Raw genomic sequence first — 19,266 nt, 5'->3', positions numbered from 1 at the left:
CCGTATGGCTGACGATCGTGAGCGTCGGCGGATGAAGCCGCATCACCAGAGGCGCTGAGAGTATGTCGCGGTGGCACCTTCGATCACGGCGAACACCGGGATGTGAGCCGTCGCCACGAATCACTGTGGCGAAATCTCATCTTTTGAGGTTTCATCGAGGTGGAAGAGCCGCTGATCGGGCCTAACTGAAGGTTGCCCGATGAACAACGATCAACAGCAAGGCTCGCGCAAGCCTGCCCACTGTCTGTACTCTGCGGGCTACCCACCTGAGAGGCCGTGCCGATCCCGGCCGCGCCGCGCCAGTCCGAACGGACAGGCACGAGGTGCGGTCCAATGACCAGCGAAGAGATCTGGCTGACCACCGACGAGGTCGCTGCGAGGCTCAAGATCCCGCCAAAAACACTGGCCACGTGGGCATCTGCCAATCGCGGACCACGATTCGCCAAGATCGGCCGGTACCGCCGCTACTTGCTTCGTGATGTCCAGCGGTGGGAGCAGGCGCAACTCGAGGCCGCTCGGCGCGAGCAGCCACCGAACACTTCTGCCTGACGGCCATCTACCGCGCCCACGAGCACACCTCTCCAGACGGGGGTGCCCCATTCGGCTTGTCCTCTGCCGTGTCCGAACTCCCGTTGAAAGGGACCCACTCGATGCCGCGCCAAGCACTTCCCATCGGCACCTACGGTAAGATCAAATCCACCCGGCAGCGCAATGGCAGCTGGCGAGCAACGACGCGCTACCGCGATGAGGACGGCATCAGTCGGCCCGTCGACCGCTTCGGTGCCACCAAGGGCCAAGCGGAGAACGCACTCTGCCGCGCACTGGCTGAACGTACGAACTCGCGCGGCAAGCTCATCACCCGCGACACAACGCTGACCGAACTTGCTGACCTGTGGCTCGCCGAGAAGGCCGTCCAGGACGGCATCACGCCCCAGTCGCTCGACCTCTACCGTCGCGAGATCGACGTCTCGACCGACAAACGGGCCAAACCCCGACGCGATCAAGATTAAATCCGCGTTGGGCGGGCTACGTGTCTGGGAAGCCTCGACATCGCGACTTGATGCCCACATCAAGCGCATCGCGCTCGACGGTCATCGAGAGAAGGCGCGGCGCCAGCGCGTCATCCTGTCGGAAATGATGGGCATGGCTGTCCGTCACGACGCGATCGACCGAAACCCCGTCCGCGAGGTGGCAGACCTACCTCGCAAGCACACCAAACCGCGCGCCGCCGATATCGAGGTTCTCTACGAGTTGCGCCAGCACCTCGACGAGTGGGTAAACGGCGCTCCACTCGACGGGTCGCCCGGATACACCTACGGCCCCAAACGCAACCAGCGAGTCCTCGATGTCGTCGATGTCGAACTCGGGACCGGCCCGCGTCCAGGAGAAGCGTTGGCGTTGATTTGGTCCGATGTCGATCTCGAGGCCATGCCACCGCGGGTCACCTTCTCGGGCACCATCGTTCGTATCAAGGGCAAAGGCCTGATCCGCCAGCCTCGAACGAAATCCGACTCGGGGTATCGCACCGTGTTGATCCCGCCGTTCGTCGTGGAGACCTTGCGCCGGGTGCAAGCCGAAGCCACTCCCAACGAGCTGGATTTGGTCTTCCCGAATCGCGACGGCGGTATCTGGGACCCGAATAATTTCAACCGTCTCTGGAAGCAGGCAAGGGGAGACAAGTTCGCCTGGATCACCGCCAAAACGTTCCGCAAGACCGTCGCCACGATGATCGCGACCGTGCACAGTCCGGAGGATGCGGCCCGCCAACTCGGCCACGCGGGTGATGCGGTGACCCGCCGCCACTACATCGATCAACCGACTCAGGCACCCGACTTCACCGCCACTTTGGAGCGGCTGAAACGGTGAAAAGATGTTGTTTTCGTGTAGTGAAGGGTCAGAATAGTCAAAAACCAGGGTCAAACGATGACGTTTGCCCTGGTAGATGCTCCCCCATCTGGACTCGAACCAGAAACCTGCCGATTAACAGTCGGCTGCTCTGCCAATTGAGCTATAGGGGATTGCCCTGAGTGGCTAGACTCAGGCGGTCGGCCTTGGCGGGCTGACCGAGATGAAACTTTAGCGCATCGTGTCGCGGGAACCCAAATCGGGGCGCTACCTGCGGACATGCGGCGTATAACGATGTACTGTCGAACGGTGGCCGGATCGACAGGGGTGGGGCTGCTGGGGCAGGATAGAGCCCGCACACAGACGTGGGAGGAGCTCCAGGAGATGCTGCGGTTGATCATCGGCGTAGCGGCCGGTTATGTGCTTGGCACGAAGGCCGGTCGGGTGCGCTACGAACAGATCACCGCGGCCTCGCGAGCGGTCGCGGGTAGTCCGGTGACGCGCAAGCTGGTATCGGTGGGCAGGCAAAAGCTGTCGGACAAGTTGAGTACGCAGCCGAAGCTGGAACCGATGGAGCCGATCGACGAGCGCACCACGGTGCTGATCCCGCACAACCAGTTGCGGCGCTGAGCCGGCTGGTCTCTCCTTCTTAACGGCCGTCCGGTGGTGAGGGCCTCTTTGCAGCGTCTCATCGATGGCATCGCACGCGATCGGTCCATCGCTCGACCTCGACTGTGCCGGCTGTCGTTGATGGCGAGATAGCTCGCCGACAGTTCCGCGCGTATCGGAGCGCGTTGTACTGCCCGGGAAATTGGGGTAGTCGTGTACTCGCGTAGGCTCTCGCACATCCTCGTACGGTCAGAGTGGATAGAAAATCTGCGGCTGACGTCGGCCATCGGAGCCGCTCGGGAATCGAGGAGCACGGATGTCTACCGCATCACCCTGACTTCGCCCGAAGGTCAGCCGCTGACGCTGGTCGGGACGCGAAGGCCTCGCCGAACTCGGTGTACCCCCGCGTCGAACCGCCGCGCGACGACGAACTCGGCCGTGACTGCGGCGCACGTCGTACGCAACGGAACGAACTGGCTTCCTTTCGCATCCGTCGATCGCGAAGACCCGATTCGGCAGTCTCGGCCCTATAGGAGCAGCCTCGGCTCTGTAGGAAAGGAATCATCATGTCCGACACCATCTCTGCCGAGCCGGTGGCCGGCGTCGCGTTCGAATCGGTGGTACCCGTCGAGAAGCCGTTGCAGATCGACCTGTCGTTCATGCCGGAACTGCTCGAGGTCGATCTGCTGGTGCGCGCGGCGGAGGCTCGCGCCAAGCGAAATGGGGCGAGCGCACCGAGATCTGACGCCCACCTCGAGGCCTGCTCGCCACCTGAAGCGATCCGGTCCCGGGTGGCGGCGGGCGGGCACTGACACCTATTCGGTGAAATCGACTTTTGTGCCTTCGACCCAGTCGGGCAGGCTGTTCGCGATGAAGTTGGAGATGTCGCCGCCGGCGTCGATGGTCGCTTCGACGTCGGCGAGATAGGTGGCCATCGCGCGTTTGGCGGACGGGGTCGACGCCGCGGTGAGAAATTGTGCGCGCTCGATGTGCAGGCCCTTCTCCAGGGATGTCGAACCACCTTGGTAGACGGCATGTTTGATGGCGCGGACCGCGGTGGGGGAGCGTTTGGCGAGCCGCGCGGCGGTGGACTGAGCTTCGTCGAGCAGCTCGTCCGGATCGACCAATCGGTGGACCAGTCCGATCTCGAGTGCACGCCGCGGGTTGATCGGCGCACCCTCGAGGCACAGCTCGAGTGCGCGACCGGCACCGAGCACGCGGGTCAGCATCTGAGTTCCGCCGCCACCGGGGATGATGCCGACCAGGATCTCGGGCTGGCCGATGTCGAACAGTCCGTCCGCCATCAGCCGCAGATCGCAAGCCAGCGACAACTCGCAACCCCCGCCCAGTGCGCGGCCATTGAGCGCGGCGATGAAAACGGTGCTCGATTCCCGCATCAGACGACATACCTCGTGGTAGCGGCGCAGATTCGCGACACCTCCGGCTCCGGCCAGCGCCAGCCCCGCCTGGCCACCGGGGAGATGATCGGCCAGCCCGCTCATCCGCAGCGCGGCACCCGCTGTTCGCGGGTTCAACGCGAGAGGCGCCGACTGGACGCCGTCCAGGATTTCCGACACCGAGTAGTGGCTGACGAAGACGCCCTCGACAGCGCTGGTGAGGACGACTGCCCGGACCTGGTCGTCACCGTCGATGATCCGAAGCAGATCGAGCAGTTCGCCCATCACTTCGTCGGTGAGGAAGTTGTAGGGCGGGTTGTTCAACCAGATCGTCTGAACCGATCCGAGCTTGTCCGTGCGAAGAAACTGCATGTGGGGCGCCTTTCTCGGTGGGTTAGTTCCCGCGGGGAATTTCCTTTTTGCCTGGCGTGAACCCGGCGCGTGCCTTTCCGATGTCGCCGCGGTAGTCGTGGGTCGGCCCTTGGAGCAGGAACGGCCGGGGCAGGCGCCGTTGGCTGTCGGTGACTCCGCAGGTCCCGATGCCGAGGTAGATACCGGGGCCGAGTCGCCGGATCTCGTCGACCATGTTGATCTCACCGCACAGCGAACGAAACGCGCGGTATATCAGGGTGTAGGCGGGCTTGCCGTCATACCTCGACGGTGCGATGAGGGTGGTCATCGGGTACTGCTGCACCACCGATCCGAGCCGCCGGAAGGTGTTGTAACCGCGCCCGGTCTCCGCGTCGACAGGACGAAATGCCTTGCTGAGCCAGTAGTTCAGCGGATTGGACACCGCGGCGTGACCCATCACGGTTGCGGGCAGGTGTGGCTGAGTCAGCAGCTGCGCGCGATACTCGCCGTTCATTTCCTCGATGGGTGGGGCCTCGAGCGACTCGAACAGGGCGACGAGCTGCGCTGGGCTGAGCCGTCGAAGTTCATTGATGGGGAGCTCGGTGGTCATGTCGATCCTGTCATCGGAGCCGTCTGGAACAGCATTCAAGAACTGGGCTGAGGCTAGCCGACTCTTGAATGCCATTCAAGATAAGATCTGCGCTGTCCCGCGAAAGTCAGGAATCCCGTGCCCCGCAACAACCGCCCCCGCGATCGTGAAGAGAAGCGCAGCGAGATCGTGACGGCCGCCCGCCTGCTGTTTGTCGAGCAGGGATACGAAGCGACCAGCATGGGCCGCCTTGCCTCGGCGGCAGGGGTTTCCGCCAACACTGTCTACTGGTACTTCGACGACAAAGACGCTGTGCTGATCGAGGTTCTCGACACTGTCGTCGCGGACGCCGTGGCAGATTTCGACACCGCGCCGCCTGGCCTCGCCGATCGCCTGCTGTGGCTGATCGATCGCCTCGAGCAGGTCAGCAAACTGGTCAGTACCGTTCACTCCCGCATCCTGGTCTCTGACGAGGTCAATGCCTGGCACGACCGATTCCACGCCATGGGTGAGATGTTGCTGCGCTTCGAGGTGCAACGCTCGGGCGCACCCGAGGCCGAACTCGACGCACTGGTCAAGCTGTGCGTGTTCACCGTCGAGGGCCTGCTCACGCACTCCCACGACAGTTCTCAGCGGCGCGCGATCTGCTCGACCTTGCAGAAATGCCTTGGCTGACACCTTGCCACGTCCCACGCGCTGAACGGGGACTTCTTCGCCGCGCACCAGCGGTGAACCCGCGCAAGCGGATCCGGCCTCCGGCAGCGGTGGGCTGTGGCGGATAGCCTGGGCGCAGTCACGTGGGTGGTCGTGATGCGAAGGAGTGATGATGGAGTTCGGGCCGGGGGCGATCCTTGCGGGGTACCGCATCGAGCGCAGGGTCGGCGGCGGGGGCATGGGCGCGGTATATCTGGCCCAGCATCCACGATTGCCGCGTCGGGACGCGGTGAAGGTGCTCGATGCGCGGCTCGCGGTGGAGCCCACGTTTCGGGCCCGGTTCGAGCGGGAGGCCGACTTGGCCGCGCGGCTGCGGCATCCGAATGTCGTGCAGATCTTCGATCGGGGGGTCGACGGGGATCGGTTGTGGATCGCGATGCAGTTCGTGGACGGGCTCGACGCGGCGCAGTTGCTGCGTCAGGGACTGTCGGTGCTCACGCCGGAGCGAGCGGTTCGCATTGTCGCCGAGGCGGCCAAGGGACTGGACTACGCGCATCGGCAGGGGCTGCTGCATCGCGATATCAAACCGGCGAACCTGCTGATCGCGCGTGCCGACGACGGCACCGACGAAGTATTGGTCACCGACTTCGGGATCGCTCGCAGTATGGGGGAGACGACCAGTCTCACCTCCGCGGGATCGGTGCTCGGCACTCTCGCGTACGCGGCGCCCGAACAGCTAGAGGGGCAGCCGCTCGACGTGCGCACCGATGTGTACGCACTCGGCGGCACGCTCTACGAGCTGCTCACCGGGTTCGTTCCGTTCCAGCGGGAGAGCCCGGCCGCGTTGATCAGCGCGCATCTGATCGAACCGCCGCCGCGCCCGTCGGCCGGTAATCCGGCGCTGCCGTTCGCGCTGGACGCGGTGATCGCGCGGGCGATGGCGAAGAACCCGGACGACCGGTACGCCAGCTGCGGTGAGCTCGCCGACGCGGCGATCGCTGCCCTCACCGGCAGGCCGGTGGTGGGCGATACCGCTGTGCTGCATCGAGAGACGCGAACCCCGCAACCGCGTGCTCCCGGTAGCTCGCGAACGAGGAAAGTCCTGCTCGGGGTCGGCGGCGCGGCGGTGGTGGCCGCGGTGACCGCGTTCGCCGTGCTGACCGCCAAGGATCGGGGCGGGGCGGACGCGCCGATGACCACGCAGGTCGCGCAGATCGGTGCCGTCCCGAACAGCCCGAAGGCGGCGTCGGTCTTGCGTCCCTGGCTCGACGATGTTCTCGCCGGTGATACGAGCGCGCTGATCCGTAAGTGCTGGACCCAGTCGCCCGCCGAGATCCCCCGGATGTACGGCGACGTCGAGCAGATCACCGATGCGGTGCGCCGCCCTGGCGTCCTCGGCGAATTCGGGCCGTATTGGCGCAACGACACGCTTCAGGTCAGCTTGCGCCCCAGCGAGTTACGGTCCGTCTACGGCTGCCCGATCGTCGGGGATCCGTCGGCGACCCGGCTCACCGACGAGCAGGCCCGCTATACCGTCGAGCGCTATCTGCGCCGGGTGGTCGGTGATCCGGTGAACCCGGCCGACATCGAACCCGACTATCCGCTGCTGTGCACCGGCGCCCAGCCGGGCACCACGCTGTCCGGGGTGCGGCGCTTCGAGGACAAGGCACTCACGGTCCGTGACTCCACAGGCTCGGTCATGACTGTCAACGCACCCGTGACCAGCGCCGACGGTGCGACGTCGTCGGTCGACCTCATCCTCGACCATGCCGCGAACGGTTTCTGCATCTCCCGCATCGACCGGTCAGACTGAGCGGCGGGTCCGGTCGCAGCTCGGCTCAATCCGAAAAGGACGATCCGTCCCAGCAGGTTCACGGTTCGGCGGAGCAATGGCCCAGCCCATGACCCTGCCACCGGCTTTTGAGGGTCGGCGAGGCTGGTCGGATGTTCGCCGTGGTGTGGCTACCGGGTGTGGGCCCGTGCGCCGCCCCTTCCGGGCGGTGGTGAAGGCCCACGCGGGAGGCCCGCCAGAGCCGAGCGTGCCCTGAACGCGATGGTCCTGCATGGCTTTCGCGACCAGGTGTTTCCCGGTTGCTGTTTTGTTGTCGTACCCCGATGGCAGGCTGTCGGTTATGCAGCTGCGATATAACTTCCGCCTCTACCCCACGGTGGGGCAGAAGCAGTCGTTGGCGCAAGCATTCGGCTGTTCCCGGGTCGTATTCAACGACGCCCTGGCCATCCGGCAGCAGGCGTTCCGGGAGGGCCGCCGGGTTACTGATGCGGAACTGTCGAAGTTGTTGACGGAGTCGAAGAAGACTCCGCAGCGATCGTGGTTGGGTGGGGTGTCGGCGGTGGTGTTGCAGCAGGCCCTAGCGGATTTGAATACCGCGTACCGCAACTTCTTCGGCTCGGTCACCGGCGCACGGAAGGGGCCGAAGATCGCGCCACCGCGTTTCCGGTCTCGCAAGGACAATCGGCAGGCTATCTGGTTCACGAGAAACGCCAGATTCACGGTCACGACCGGCCGAAAGTTGCGATTGCCGAAGATCGGGGACGTTGTGGTCCGCTGGTCACGGGATCTGCCGTCCGATCCGTCGAGTGTGACCCTCGTGAAGGACGCGGCAGGCCGGTATTTCGCGTCGTTCGTGGTGGAGGTGGATGAGCAGCCGTTGCCGGTATCGGATTCCGAGGTTGGTATCGATCTGGGTTTGACGATGTTCGCGGTGTTGTCGAACGGTAAGACGATCGACAATCCGAGGTTCTTGCGCCGCGCGGAACGCAAGCTCCGTAAGGCACAACAAATGTTGTCCCGCAAGGAGAAAGGCGGCAAGAACCGGGCCAAAGCGCGTGTCAATGTCGCCCGGGCGCACGCGAGAGTGGCCGATACGCGCAGGGATTGGGCGCATAAACAGTCCACGATGATCATCCGCGACAACCAAGCGGTGTTCGTCGAGGATTTGTGCGTGAAAGGTCTCGCGCGTACCCGGTTGGCGAAGTCGGTCCACGACGCCGGGTGGGGCATGTTCATCCGCATGCTCGAGGAGAAAGCGGCCCGGTACGGTCGGGTTTTCTCGAAGGTGGACCGGTTCTTTCCGTCGTCTCAGTTGTGTTCGGTATGCGGGGTGGTGAGTGGCAAGAAGCCGTTGCATGTGCGCGAGTGGTCGTGCGTGTGTGGCACCGTCCACGACCGGGATCTCAACGCCGCGATGAATATTCACGCCGCAGGACGTGCGGAGTGGCTAAACGCTTGCGGAGGGACCGTAAGTCCGGCCGCGTAGCGGAAGGCAAGTCCTTGTGAAACAGGAACCCACCGAGAGCGCTCGTCAGGGCGCTGGTAGGAATCCCCGGCCTTCAGGCCAGGGAGGACGTCAAAGTGGCCCGGTGCGACGACGGTTCGCCGATCGGGGCGGCTGGTTGCGGCGCGCGTCGCAACCGTTGTCGCACTACCGATATCGGCGGTTGCCGAAGGCGACGGGCGCGCGATTGGTCGAGGCGCCGAAGGTGCGGTTGCGCGAGATCCACTGGATCGGCGAGACCAGCCCGCACCGCCGCGACAAACTCCTCGCGATGGCCGATCGAGTCGACTGGACCAGCTGACCGGTTCGGCGGCCACCGAGACTGGATCGGGGCCTAGTGGTCGACGAGGTCCTGCGCGGATATCAGGGCGAGTTCCTCGGCAAGGGAGGTGACGGTGTCGCGGATCTGCGCTTCGGTGTGGCAGGCCGTGACGAAGAAGCGGAGCCGGGCCAGGTCTTCCGGGACGGCCGGGTACAGAATCGGATTGACATTGATCCCGCGGCGCAACAGCGCGGTGGACAGTTTCAGCGTCTTCATCGAGTCGCCGACGATGCACGGGATGATCGGGGTGTTGCGGCTGTCGCCGGTATTGATGCCTGCCTCGCGGGCAAGGCGGAGGAATAGGTCCGAGTTGCGTCGCAGGCGGTCGAGTGGCTCGCGGTCGGCCCGCAACAGCCGCATCGCTGCCAGGGACGCGGCGGCGTTCATCGGTGTCATTCCGACGCTGTAGACGAAGCCGGGGGTGGTGTATTTCAGAAACTGGATCAGGTCCGCGCTGCCCGCCACATAGCCACCGCAGCCCGCGAGCGCTTTCGACATCGTGCCGGACCACAGTTCGACGTCGCGGCGGTCGACATCGAAGTATTCGCCGATGCCACCGCCGGTCTCGCCGAGCACCCCGATGCTGTGCGCCTCGTCGATCATCAGCAGTGCCTTGTGCTTCTTCTTGATCTCGATGATCGCGGGCAGATCGGGGATGTCACCGTCCTGGCTGTAGATGCCTTCGATGAGGATCAGGACGCGGCGGTACTGGTGCCGGATTTCGGTCAGCAACGCGTCGAGGGCGGCGTGATCGTTGTGCGGGAACGGTCTGCGGGTGGCCCCGGAGAGCTGGCAGCCCTGCAGGATGCTGTCGTGGGCCAGGCTGTCGTGGATCACCAGGTCTTGTCCTCCGACAAGATGGCCGATGATCGTCACGTTCGTCGAGTGGCCGCCGACCAGCGCGATCGCGTCCTCGGTACCGAGCAGAGCCGCCAGTTCGGCCTCGAGTTCACGATGGATCGGCTTCTCACCCGAGAGCAGGCGGCTGGCCGAGACCGAGCTGCCGTAGCGGGCCACGGCGTCTTGAACGGCGGCGACGACCGCGGGATGACCGGACATCCCCAGGTAGTTGTAGCTGGCGAAATTGACCACCTCGGTGCCGCCGATGACCGAGGTATCCCTGGTGACGCCGTCGTTGATCAGGAAATACGGGTTGGCAAGGCCGAGCGCTGCACCGCCTGCGAGCCGGTCGGCGATGGCCCGCACCTCGGCGAAATCGGCGATCCGGTATTCGGGGGCAACGGTGGTAGGCCTGGCTTCGGCTGTGGGAGAGGTGGTTTCGGGCGTGCGGATCAGTATCTCGGCAGATGCTCTTCCTACGGCCGCCGAATCGGTGTGTTGACCGGTGAAGTGGGCAATGACCTCGCCCAGCGTCGTTGTCCCCGTGATGCGAGTCGGGTCGATGGTCGTGCCGGGGAGTTTGCGTGCCAGCGCGGCGAACAGGTCGGTCAGCATGAGTGAATCGAGTCCGAGGCCGTCACCGAGTGTTCGGCTGTCCTGCAGACGGTCGGCAGGAAATCCGCTCACCCTGGCCAGTTCCGCGCGGACGATGCCCGCGACCGCGTCCGGGGCGAGATCGCCGCGCCCGGTGCCGGTGTCGAGGTGTGGGCCGCGTGCCTGGGTAGGTCCCGCCAGCAGGCTCGCCAGCACCGCGTTCTGTTCACGGAAGAGTGCGATCAGTGGGTCGATCATGGTTGCCTCGGTATCTGCTTGCGCCGGTGCGGATTTCGGTGTGAGCGCCGAGGCACCGACTTCGCCGGCAGCGGGCGGCTCCACCCAGAATCGGTGCGCGACGGAGAACTCGTATACCGGCAGACGCCGACGCACGCGCTGTGCCGGTTCGTAGAGTTCGTTCCATTCGGGGTCAAGACCGTCGCAGTAGAGCGCGGCGACGGTCGCGGCGAGTTCCTCGCCGGTCGCGCTCGGGCCGGGGCTCGGCGACAGGTAGCGGGCGTCGAGTTCGGGGTTGATCCGGCGCACCGATGCGGCGAGTACGCGGCGGGGCCCGACCTCGACGAGATGCGTCGGGTCGGTGCCGAGCGCGGCGTGCACGGCCTCGCCGAAACGGACTGTGGCGCGGACGTGTTCGGTCCAGTATTCGGCATCCATCACCTCGTCGGGGCCGAGCGGTCGGCCGTGCACGGTCGAGTAGATCGGCAGGACGGCGCCACGATAGGCGCAGGTACTGGCCACGGCCTCGAACTCGGCCAGCATCGGCGCCATCAGCGGACTGTGGAACGCGTGTGACACGGTGAGCGGCTTCGCGATCACCGAACGCGCGCGCAGTGCCGAACCGATGCGGGCGAGTGCCTTGGCATCGCCGGAGAGGACGAGATCTTCCGGTCCGTTGACGGCGGCGAGCACGACAGCGGGTTCGGCCGTGAGCAGGTCGGCGATCCGCTCTGGGGTCGAGCGGATGGCCAGCATCGCGCCACCCGACGGCAGACGCTGCATCAGCCGCCCGCGTGCGGTGACCAGCTTGCAGGCGTCGTCGAGGTCGAAGACTCCCGCCACCGCGGCGGCCGCGAATTCGCCGATGCTGTGCCCGATCAGCCAGGCGGGCCGCACGCCCAGGTCGGCGAGTGTCTTGGCGATGGCGTATTCCATGGCGAAGATCGCCGGTTGGGCGAGCGCGGTGGGGTCGAGGTCGGCGTGCTCGTCGAGCAGCAACTCCCGGACCGACCGGCCGAGGTGGACGGCCATCGCGGCATCGACCAGCTCGAGCGCGCGCCGGAACCCGTGGCTCGCCGCGTGCAGAGTCCGCCCCATACCCGGGAATTGCGACCCCTGGCCGGTGAACAGCCAGCCGACGCGCACCGGCCGCGCGACACCGGACAGCGGACCGCTGCTCAGCTGCGCGATCGCCTCGTCGCGGTCGTTGGCGACGACGGCGATCCGGTGCCGGCCCGAGGACTTGACCTGATTGCTCGTCCAGCAGAGTTGGTCGAAGTGGTTGTTCGGCACCGACTTCAATGATTCGGAAAGCCGAATCGCGTTGCGCCGCAATCCGTCCTCGGTGTCCGACGACAGGGTGAGCACCCCCGCCCCTGCCGTCGCGGGTGCCTCGGTGGGGCGGGCGCTCGCCAGCACCATGTGCACATTCGTGCCGCCGAGGCCGAAGCTGCTCACCCCACAGAGCGCGGGTCCGTCGAGGGGCATGGGGTCGGCGAGCAGACGCAGGCCTTGCTGTGCCATCTGCAGGCGCGGATTCTCCTGGTCGGCGAACCTGGACGGCGGGACCACACCATGGTGCAGGCTGAGGACGGCTTTGATGAGCCCGGCGATGCCGGCGGCACCCTCGGTGTGGCCGAGATTGCCCTTGATGGATCCGATGCCGCAGGGCCGCACTCGGTTGCTCGCGTGCAATGTGCCGAGCGCCTTGACCTCGATCATGTCGCCGAGAACTGTTCCGGTGCCGTGCGCCTCGATGAAGTCGATGTTGTCGGCGCGTACTCCAGCCCGCTGATAGGCCTCGCCGATCACCTTCTGCTGGGCCCACCGGTTCGGCGCGGTGATGCCATTGCTGCGCCCGTCGGAATTGACCGCGCTGCCTTTGATCACCGCGTAGATCGGCAGCCCCGCGGCCTCGGCGTCGGCCAGGCGTCGCAGGACGAGCACCGCGACGCCTTCCCCGCGCACGATCCCGTCGGCGTTTCCGCTGAACGGTTTACACCGCGCGTCCGGCGCCGAGAGCCCAGCCTGGGTGTAGAACACGCCGACGGCCGGGGTCAGCACGAGATTCACGCCGCCGGCGACGGCCTGGTCGCAATCGCCCGCCGCCAGGGCAGCGCACGCGAGATGGACCGCGACCAGTGACGACGAGCAGGCCGTGTCGACCGCGATACTCGGCCCCGCGAGGTCGAACTGGTAGGACAGCCGGTTCGCGGTCATGAAGTAGCCGTTGCCGGATCCGTGCTGCGGGGTGATCGCGGCGTAGTCGCTCATCTGCAGGTTGGCCCATTCGTTGGCCATCACGCCGACGTAAACCCCTGTCCGCGAACCGGACTGCGCGCGGGGATCGAGTGTGGCGTCCTCGAAGGCCCGCCAGGTGGCCTGCAGCAACAGGCGTTGTTGCGGGTCCATCGACTCGGCCTCGTGGGAGGTGATGCCGAAGAATTCGTGGTCGAACGCGTCGGCGTCGTCGATGAATCCGCCGCTGCGGGTGTTGATGGTGCCGGGTGCGCCGGCCGGGTCGTGGAAGTCGTCGGCGTTCCAGCGGCTCGATGGGACTTGCGAGATCGCGTCGCGACCGTCGATCAACAGCTGCCACAGCTGCGCCGGGTCGGCGGCGTGGGGGAAGCGGCAGTCGAGGCCGACGACAGCGATGTCGGTCATGCCGCGACGGCGGTTTCGGCGGTGAGGTGGGCGGAGATGGCCGCGATGGTGGGGTATTCGAAGACCAGGGTCGGGTCGATGTCGAGCATCCACCGGTCTTCGATCTCGCCGCACAGGGCCACCGCCGACACCGAGTCCATGCCGAGTTCGGCGAGCGGGATGGCCGGGTCCACCTGGTGCGGTGCGCGTTCGGTGTAGTCGGCGACGCGGTCGACGAGCCAGTCCTGAATCGTCGTGGAATGGGTGATGGTGGTGCTGAACATGTTTCGGCTCCTCAGCGGGTGGCGGTCGATGATCGGCTCAGGGCAGGTTCGAGATCCTCGTGCAGGACGGTCCCGAGGCTGTTGTCGAGGAAGGCCTCGCGCATCGAGGCCCGTTGGACTTTGCCGCTGGTGGTGCGGTGCACGGAGCGGCTTTCGATGAGGACCACGCTCGGTGCGGGGACATCGAAACCGCGGGCGACCGCGATCTTGATCGTCGAGGTCAGCTCGGCGAGGGTGGTGCCACGCAGCAGCGCTGTCTTGACGCCCTGCACGACGACGAGCCGTTCCCGGCCACCGGCTTCGACGGAGACGGCGACGCCGGTGGTGAGCGCGGGGTGCGACTGCTCCACCAGTTCCTCGACATCCTGCGGGTAGAGGTTCCGGCCGTTGATGATCAGCAGGTCCTTGAGCCGACCGGTGACGAACAGTTCGCCCTCGCGCAGCATTCCGAGGTCGCCGGTGCGCAGGAACGGCCCTTCGGTGCCGAGGTACGCGTCGAAGGTGTGGCGGGTCTCCTCGGGCCGGTTCCAGTAGCCGGCGGCGACGCTGTCACCGCGGATCCAGATCTCGCCGACGGTGTCGTCGGTCGCCTGCCGGCCGGTGTGCGGGTCGACGATGCGGACGGTGAGGCCGGGAGCCGGTTGCCCGCAACCGACGAGCAAGCTGTCGGGCCCGGCGGTGACGACGGGCTTCGCGTCGATCGGTCCCGCGGTGGCGAGCAGCGTCACCTCGGCCAGGCCGTAGGCGGGCAGCAGTGCGGTCGGGCGCCACCCAGCGGGGGCGAACCGTTCGCGCACCGCGGCGATGGTTCGTTCGCGGACCGGCTCGGCGCCGCACAACGCCACTTCGAGGGTGGACAGGTCGAGGGTGGCCAATTGCTCGTCGGTGACGCGTTTGGCGATCAGTTCATAGGCGAAGTTCGGGGCGGCGGTGCAGGTTGCGCGGTACTTGTCGATCGTCTGTAGCCAGCGCACGGGGCGTTTGAGGAAGGTGGTCGGGGACATGAACACCAGGTTCGCGCCGGCGTAGATCGAGGCGAGCAGCGATCCGATCAGGCCCATGTCGTGAAATTGCGGGATCCAGGTGACGCCGGTCGAGGCGTCGCTGATCCCGATCGAGGTGGAGATCGCGGCTTCGTTGTGCAGGAGGTTGCCGTGGGTGACGACGACGCCCTTCGGTGTGCCGGTCGAGCCGGACGTGTACTGCAGGAACGCGATGGTCCCGGTGTCGATATCGGGCATCTGCCACGCGTCGGGGTCACCGAGCTGTTCGTCGGTGGCCACCACGGCCGCGGTCGTGGCCGCGGCGACCACCGCCTCGAAGTTGGCGGTGGTGAGAACCAAGCGGGCGCCGGAGTCGGCGATGATGCCCGCGACTCGTCGGGTGCTGCGCTCGTCGTGCGGCAGGGGCGCGGGCACCGCGATGACGCCCGCGTAGAGGCAGCCGAGGAAGGCCCGGAGGAAGGCCATGCCGTCGTGGTAGAGCAGGACGACCGGCTGCGTCGATTCCGGGCGCTCGGCCAGCCACGCGGCGAGGGCCCTGGCGTCGCGATCGAGTTCGGGGTAGGTGAGGACCTCCTCGGTCAGTTCGCGCCCCGCCTCACGGAGGTAGGTGTAGGAGCGGGTCTCGCCGTAGACCCGAACCTGCTGCCTGACGTGGTGCACGTAACTGGGCTGCATATCGCCGTTCCTTCACAGGGGAGAAAGTCATAGAGGTTGACTATGACTATCCGCTCTCTGTGCCGGTCTCGATAGTGCCCACAGGTATCACCCGGCAAACCCGGGGGTGGCCTCTCTACACACCTTGGGTGTAGAGAGCCGAGCCGCTCAGGCATGTGCGGACAAGATCTATCATTGACGACGAAGTGTCTGCGTGGACGAAGTGAGAGGCACAGGATGTCAACACCCGATGACGACCCGAGCGCGATCTTTCGCCGGTACCTGAGTTCGGTTGTACTGCATGCTCAGGCGGGCGCGAAGGCGGTCGATCTGCACGCGACCGACCTGTACGCGCTGAATATCCTCGAGCTCAATGGCGCGATGACGCCGGGTGAACTCGGCACTCACACCGGACTGACCACCGGCCCGACCACCCGTCTCGTCGACCGCCTCGAGCAGGCCGGTTACGTGCGCCGCGGTGCCGACCCTGGCGACCGGCGCAAGGTCATCGTCGAACCGATCGATCAGCCTGCCGCGCTCGACAAGATTCTGGCCCCCGCCCGGCGCCGGATCGGCGAGATCATCGCGAGCTATACTCCGGCGCAGCGCGAAGTGCTCTTCGACTATTTCGCGCGCGCGGCCGTGGCCTACCAGGAGTCCGTGGCCGACCTCCGCGACTGAGGCTCACGGATTCGAGGGACGACCAGGCCGGATTCGTCAGCGAGAACGACCAATTGGGCCAGGTTGCGGGCGTGGAGCTACCCTCGCGCCCGCACCCCGCTGATCAGCGAGATACCCCAGCGAAGTCGCCGTCGCTGTATCAAGATCACCAGGCGCTCATGGCGGATTTCGAGGCGGGAAAGCGCACATGAGGGCCTGGTGATCGATTGTCCAGTTCGGTGCTGGGTGGACGAGCCCAGTTCCGGGCGCGGTCAGTGTCCGCGGGCGATCCAGTCCGCGAGCGCGGGCCGCTCCGTGCCGATGGTGGTGGTGTCGCCATGGCCGGTGTGGACCGTTGTCTTCTCGGGGAGGGTGAGCAGGCGGTCCCGGATCGAATCGATGATCGTGTCGAAGTCGGAGAACGAGCGGCCGGTGGCGCCGGGGCCACCCGCGAAGAGGGTGTCGCCGGTGAACAGGGCCGCGAGGTCGGGGATGTGCAGGGAGACCGAGCCGGGGGAGTGGCCGGGGGTGTGCAGGATGTCGATATCGATGCCCGCCACCGTGATTCGCGCAGTGCCGGCCAGGGAGCGGTAGTCGGCGCTCGGGTGGGTCATGCGCCACAGTGGCTCGTCGCCGGGGTGGAGCAGGACGGGCGCGTCGAGGCGCTGCGCCAGTTCCGGGGCGACGGTCACGTGGTCGTTGTGGCCGTGGGTGCACAGGATGGCAGTGACCTGACGGTCGCCGACCGCGGCGGCGATGGCGTCGGCGTCATGGGCGGCGTCGATGACGAGCACCTCGTCGTCGTCACCGATGAGCCACACATTGTTGTCGACATCCCAGGTGCCACCGTCGAGCGCGAAAGTGCCTGAGGTGACGACTCTTTCGATGCGGGTCACCAGACCACCACCGAGCGCAGTACCTTGCCCTCGGCCATCGCGGCGAACGCCTGCTCGACCCCGTCGATGCCGATCCGCTCGGTGACGAACCGGTCCAGCGGCAGCCGGCCCTGGCGGAACAGATCGATGAGCATCGGGAAGTCGCGTTCGGGCAGGCAGTCGCCGTACCAGGAGGATTTCAGCGCGCCGCCGTGCGAGAACAAGTCGATGAGCGGCATCTCCAACTTCATGTCCGGTGTCGGGACACCGACGAGGACGACCGTGCCCGCCAGGTCGCGCCCGTAGAACGCCTGCTGCCAGGTTTCCGGGCGGCCGACCGCGTCGATCACCACATCGGCGCCGACATCGTCGGTGAGTTCCTTGATTCGCTCGACCACGTCCTCGCTGGTCGCGTCGATGGTGTGCGTGGCACCGAAGTCTTTGGCCCAGTCCAGCTTTCGCTGATCACGGTCGATGGCGATGATCGTGGAGGCCCCGGCCAGGCGCGCACCGGCGATCGCCGCATCGCCAACGCCACCACAGCCGATCACCGCGACGCTGTCACCGCGCGAGACATTCCCGGTGTTCATGGCGGCACCGATCCCGGCCATCACGCCACAGCCGAGCAGACCCGCGACGGCTGGGTCGGTCTCGGAATCGACCTTGGTGCACTGCTTTTCGTGCACGAGGGTCTTGTCGGCGAACGCGCCGACTCCGAGGGCCGGGGTGAGCGGGGTGCCGTCGGTGAGCGTCATCGGGACGCTGGCGTTGTGGGTGTCGAAGCAGTACCAGGGGCGCCCGCGCCGGCACGCTCGGCATTCGCCGCAGACCGCGCGCCAGTTGAGAACGACGAAGTCACCCTCGGCCACATGGGTCACCGCGTCGCCAACGGATTCGACCACACCGGCGGCCTCGTGACCGAGCAGGAACGGGAACTCGTCGTTGATCCCGCCCTCGCGATAGTGCAGGTCGGTGTGGCACACCCCGCAGGCCTGGACGCGGACGACCACATCGTGCGGTCCCGGGTCGGGAATCACGATGTCGACGGTTTCGACCGGCGCATCCTTCGCGCGGGCGATGACTCCGCGGACGGTGTCTGGCATGCGGACCTCCTCATGGTTGGCGTGGGTCTACGTCAACGCTAGCGGGGCCGCTCGGCCGGTCACTGCGGGATGGGTGGGATCTCGCCTGTCGGACTGCCGAGTTCTTCTCGCACATGGTGTTCGACGAGCAACGGGACATAGTTGCGGATGTGCACCTTCCCGAACGCGTCGTAGACGTTGTGCACGATGTCGGCGAGCTCAGCGGGTGCGATGGTCGGGTACCGGATGATCAACCGCTCGATGACCTCGTCGAGTTGTCGGTTCTCGTGAGTAGTCATGTTCCGGGGTTACCCGGAGACGGCGTCGATCAACGGGTCGGCGCCTACTTTTCGTCGAAAACCAGATCGGTCGGCGGGCGCGTGAGGCGGACCGTCGCGCCGTCGATCACCGTGATCGCGTCCAGGCCGGTGGTGGAGTGCCCGGTCGAGAGGATGAAGAACCGGTCGGCCGCCTGGGCGAGGAAGGCGGGGAAGGTGTCCAGCGACAGGTCGCCGTCGCCGAGTTCGAGATAGTCGGCGAGGCGGCGGAACAGTTTCGGGAGCAGGACGACGTCGTCGGTGAGCGAAGTCGGCGAGGTGAGCGCGGCACCGGTCGTTGTCGCGTCGGCGGGCCAGACCCCGAGCCCGGCGGTGGCGGCGGCGATCGCGACGGCGGCGAATTCGTCGCGCAAGGCGGGGAACAAGCTGCGATAGAACGTGGGGTAGGCGAGGCCGGTCGCCAGCTGATGGTGGTTGAGGGTGAGTCGCAGCAGTGCAACGTCGACGAAGGTCTCGCTGCCCGAGGCAGCGGGTGCGGGTCCGCGCCCGGCGAACGCGACGCATCGCCCGTGCAGATCGGCGCCGCGGGTGAGGATGAAGCCGGGGACGTCGGCCTGGTCGGTGCTGGTGACCGTCTCACTCGCATTGCGCACCACGCCGGTGAAACCCAGCCATGCCAGCAATTCCTCGGCGGCGGCACGGGCCAGCGGCAGCGGCTGATGCATGCGGGTGCCGTGCCGGGGCGTGTAGTGCGTCTCGAGCGAATCGATACCGTCCAGGCGCAACTGCGCGGCCCCCGAGGCATTGCGCTTGACCCGGTGCGGACCGCCCACCCGGTCCCACAGGGCGGGGTCGTCGGGCCGGAAACGCACCGAATCACCATCGGGCTGTGCGCCTTTGGCGACGAAGACTCCGGAGATCAGCAGAAACGGCATCGCGCATCCTTCGGCTCGTGCTGTGTTGCCGACCTCGAACGCGCGGGGAACCGCGTGGGGCGGCGGGGATCTCGACCACGCTGTCGAACAGACACCCAGTCTGGGCACGGTTGCCGC

The 19,266-nt window shown here is 66.3% G+C and carries 19 protein-coding genes and 1 tRNA gene; 10 read left to right on the top strand and 10 right to left on the bottom strand.

Annotation, left to right across the window (positions count from 1 at the left end):
* The first annotated feature begins 333 nt into the window (after positions 1-333).
* The 3 genes from ACTWPB_RS27990 (at position 334) to ACTWPB_RS27980 (ending at position 1,866) form a co-directional block, all read left to right on the top strand.
* Positions 334-549: a helix-turn-helix domain-containing protein gene (locus ACTWPB_RS27990; RefSeq protein ID WP_364582447.1), complete on the top strand. Its 216-nt coding sequence runs from the start codon at positions 334-336 to the stop codon at positions 547-549.
* 101 nt (positions 550-650) lie between these two features.
* Positions 651-1,010, top strand: a complete 360-nt coding sequence (locus tag ACTWPB_RS27985; protein WP_446223463.1) for a hypothetical protein — start codon at positions 651-653, stop codon at positions 1,008-1,010.
* 7 nt (positions 1,011-1,017) lie between these two features.
* Entirely contained in the window at positions 1,018-1,866 is an 849-nt protein-coding gene (locus ACTWPB_RS27980; RefSeq protein WP_446223462.1) for a tyrosine-type recombinase/integrase, read from the top strand.
* Positions 1,867-1,945: 79 nt separating this feature from the next.
* On the opposite strand, the gene ACTWPB_RS27975 is transcribed toward ACTWPB_RS27980, so the two are convergent.
* A tRNA-Asn gene (locus ACTWPB_RS27975) sits at positions 1,946-2,018 on the bottom strand.
* Positions 2,019-2,229: 211 nt separating this feature from the next.
* Between ACTWPB_RS27975 and ACTWPB_RS27970 the strand changes: the two genes are divergently transcribed.
* Both ACTWPB_RS27970 and ACTWPB_RS27965 read left to right on the top strand, forming a co-directional pair.
* Positions 2,230-2,475 carry a hypothetical protein gene (locus ACTWPB_RS27970; RefSeq protein WP_378952390.1) on the top strand — a complete coding sequence of 82 codons (246 nt, stop codon included), beginning with the start codon at positions 2,230-2,232 and terminating at the stop codon, positions 2,473-2,475.
* Between the two features lie 545 nt (positions 2,476-3,020).
* Positions 3,021-3,266 (top strand): hypothetical protein, encoded by a 246-nt coding sequence (locus ACTWPB_RS27965; RefSeq protein WP_446223461.1) that lies wholly within the window; start codon positions 3,021-3,023, stop codon positions 3,264-3,266.
* Between the two features lie 3 nt (positions 3,267-3,269).
* Here the strand turns inward: ACTWPB_RS27965 and ACTWPB_RS27960 are convergent, their stop codons facing one another.
* Positions 3,270-4,223: an enoyl-CoA hydratase/isomerase family protein gene (locus tag ACTWPB_RS27960; RefSeq protein WP_446223460.1), complete on the bottom strand. Its 954-nt coding sequence runs from the start codon at positions 4,221-4,223 to the stop codon at positions 3,270-3,272.
* A gap of 22 nt (positions 4,224-4,245) precedes the next feature.
* A complete protein-coding gene (locus tag ACTWPB_RS27955) occupies positions 4,246-4,812 on the bottom strand; it encodes a hypothetical protein (protein ID WP_446223459.1) in 567 nt (188 codons plus the stop codon).
* Between the two features lie 117 nt (positions 4,813-4,929).
* Here ACTWPB_RS27955 and ACTWPB_RS27950 point away from each other — a divergent pair, with 117 nt between their 5' ends.
* From ACTWPB_RS27950 to ACTWPB_RS27935, 4 genes are all read left to right on the top strand, one after another.
* Positions 4,930-5,466 (top strand): TetR/AcrR family transcriptional regulator, encoded by a 537-nt coding sequence (locus tag ACTWPB_RS27950; protein ID WP_446223458.1) that lies wholly within the window; start codon positions 4,930-4,932, stop codon positions 5,464-5,466.
* A gap of 148 nt (positions 5,467-5,614) precedes the next feature.
* Positions 5,615-7,258 carry a serine/threonine-protein kinase gene (locus ACTWPB_RS27945; RefSeq protein WP_446223457.1) on the top strand — a complete coding sequence of 548 codons (1,644 nt, stop codon included), beginning with the start codon at positions 5,615-5,617 and terminating at the stop codon, positions 7,256-7,258.
* Positions 7,259-7,508: 250 nt separating this feature from the next.
* Positions 7,509-8,723 carry an RNA-guided endonuclease InsQ/TnpB family protein gene (locus ACTWPB_RS27940; protein ID WP_446223456.1) on the top strand — a complete coding sequence of 405 codons (1,215 nt, stop codon included), beginning with the start codon at positions 7,509-7,511 and terminating at the stop codon, positions 8,721-8,723.
* A gap of 103 nt (positions 8,724-8,826) precedes the next feature.
* Positions 8,827-9,042: a hypothetical protein gene (locus tag ACTWPB_RS27935; RefSeq protein WP_446223455.1), complete on the top strand. Its 216-nt coding sequence runs from the start codon at positions 8,827-8,829 to the stop codon at positions 9,040-9,042.
* A gap of 33 nt (positions 9,043-9,075) precedes the next feature.
* Here ACTWPB_RS27935 and ACTWPB_RS27930 read toward each other — a convergent pair whose 3' ends face one another.
* From ACTWPB_RS27930 to ACTWPB_RS27920, 3 genes are read right to left on the bottom strand one after another with little or no spacing between them, the layout of a single operon-like run.
* Positions 9,076-13,398, bottom strand: coding sequence for a type I polyketide synthase (locus ACTWPB_RS27930; protein WP_446223454.1), 4,323 nt, complete (start codon positions 13,396-13,398; stop codon positions 9,076-9,078).
* Positions 13,395-13,661, bottom strand: a complete 267-nt coding sequence (locus tag ACTWPB_RS27925; protein WP_446223453.1) for an acyl carrier protein — start codon at positions 13,659-13,661, stop codon at positions 13,395-13,397. Before ACTWPB_RS27925 ends, ACTWPB_RS27930 begins: the two co-directional genes overlap by 4 nt.
* Before the next feature lie 11 nt (positions 13,662-13,672).
* A complete protein-coding gene (locus ACTWPB_RS27920) occupies positions 13,673-15,340 on the bottom strand; it encodes a fatty acyl-AMP ligase (RefSeq protein WP_446223452.1) in 1,668 nt (555 codons plus the stop codon).
* Positions 15,341-15,556: 216 nt separating this feature from the next.
* Between ACTWPB_RS27920 and ACTWPB_RS27915 the strand changes: the two genes are divergently transcribed.
* On the top strand, positions 15,557-16,000 hold the full coding sequence (locus ACTWPB_RS27915) for a MarR family winged helix-turn-helix transcriptional regulator (protein ID WP_446223451.1): 444 nt from the start codon (positions 15,557-15,559) through the stop codon (positions 15,998-16,000).
* A gap of 251 nt (positions 16,001-16,251) precedes the next feature.
* On the opposite strand, the gene ACTWPB_RS27910 is transcribed toward ACTWPB_RS27915, so the two are convergent.
* The 4 genes from ACTWPB_RS27910 to ACTWPB_RS27895 are packed head-to-tail and all read right to left on the bottom strand — an operon-like array spanning position 16,252 to position 19,149.
* The gene (locus ACTWPB_RS27910) at positions 16,252-16,878 is read right to left on the bottom strand and encodes an MBL fold metallo-hydrolase (protein ID WP_446226514.1); all 627 of its coding nucleotides are present in this window, start codon (positions 16,876-16,878) and stop codon (positions 16,252-16,254) included.
* On the bottom strand, positions 16,872-17,957 hold the full coding sequence (locus ACTWPB_RS27905) for an S-(hydroxymethyl)mycothiol dehydrogenase (RefSeq protein ID WP_446223450.1): 1,086 nt from the start codon (positions 17,955-17,957) through the stop codon (positions 16,872-16,874). The genes ACTWPB_RS27910 and ACTWPB_RS27905 overlap by 7 nt, the downstream gene beginning before the upstream one ends.
* Positions 17,958-18,016: 59 nt before the next feature.
* Positions 18,017-18,235, bottom strand: coding sequence for a three-helix bundle dimerization domain-containing protein (locus ACTWPB_RS27900; protein ID WP_446223449.1), 219 nt, complete (start codon positions 18,233-18,235; stop codon positions 18,017-18,019).
* Between the two features lie 44 nt (positions 18,236-18,279).
* Positions 18,280-19,149: a hypothetical protein gene (locus tag ACTWPB_RS27895; RefSeq protein WP_446223448.1), complete on the bottom strand. Its 870-nt coding sequence runs from the start codon at positions 19,147-19,149 to the stop codon at positions 18,280-18,282.
* Between the last annotated feature and the right edge of the window lie 117 nt (positions 19,150-19,266).

The sequence above is a fragment of the Nocardia sp. IBHARD005 genome, assembly GCF_052814245.1.
The sequence above is the reverse complement of the archived record's forward strand: the minus strand, read 5'-3'. Positions and strand labels throughout refer to the sequence as shown.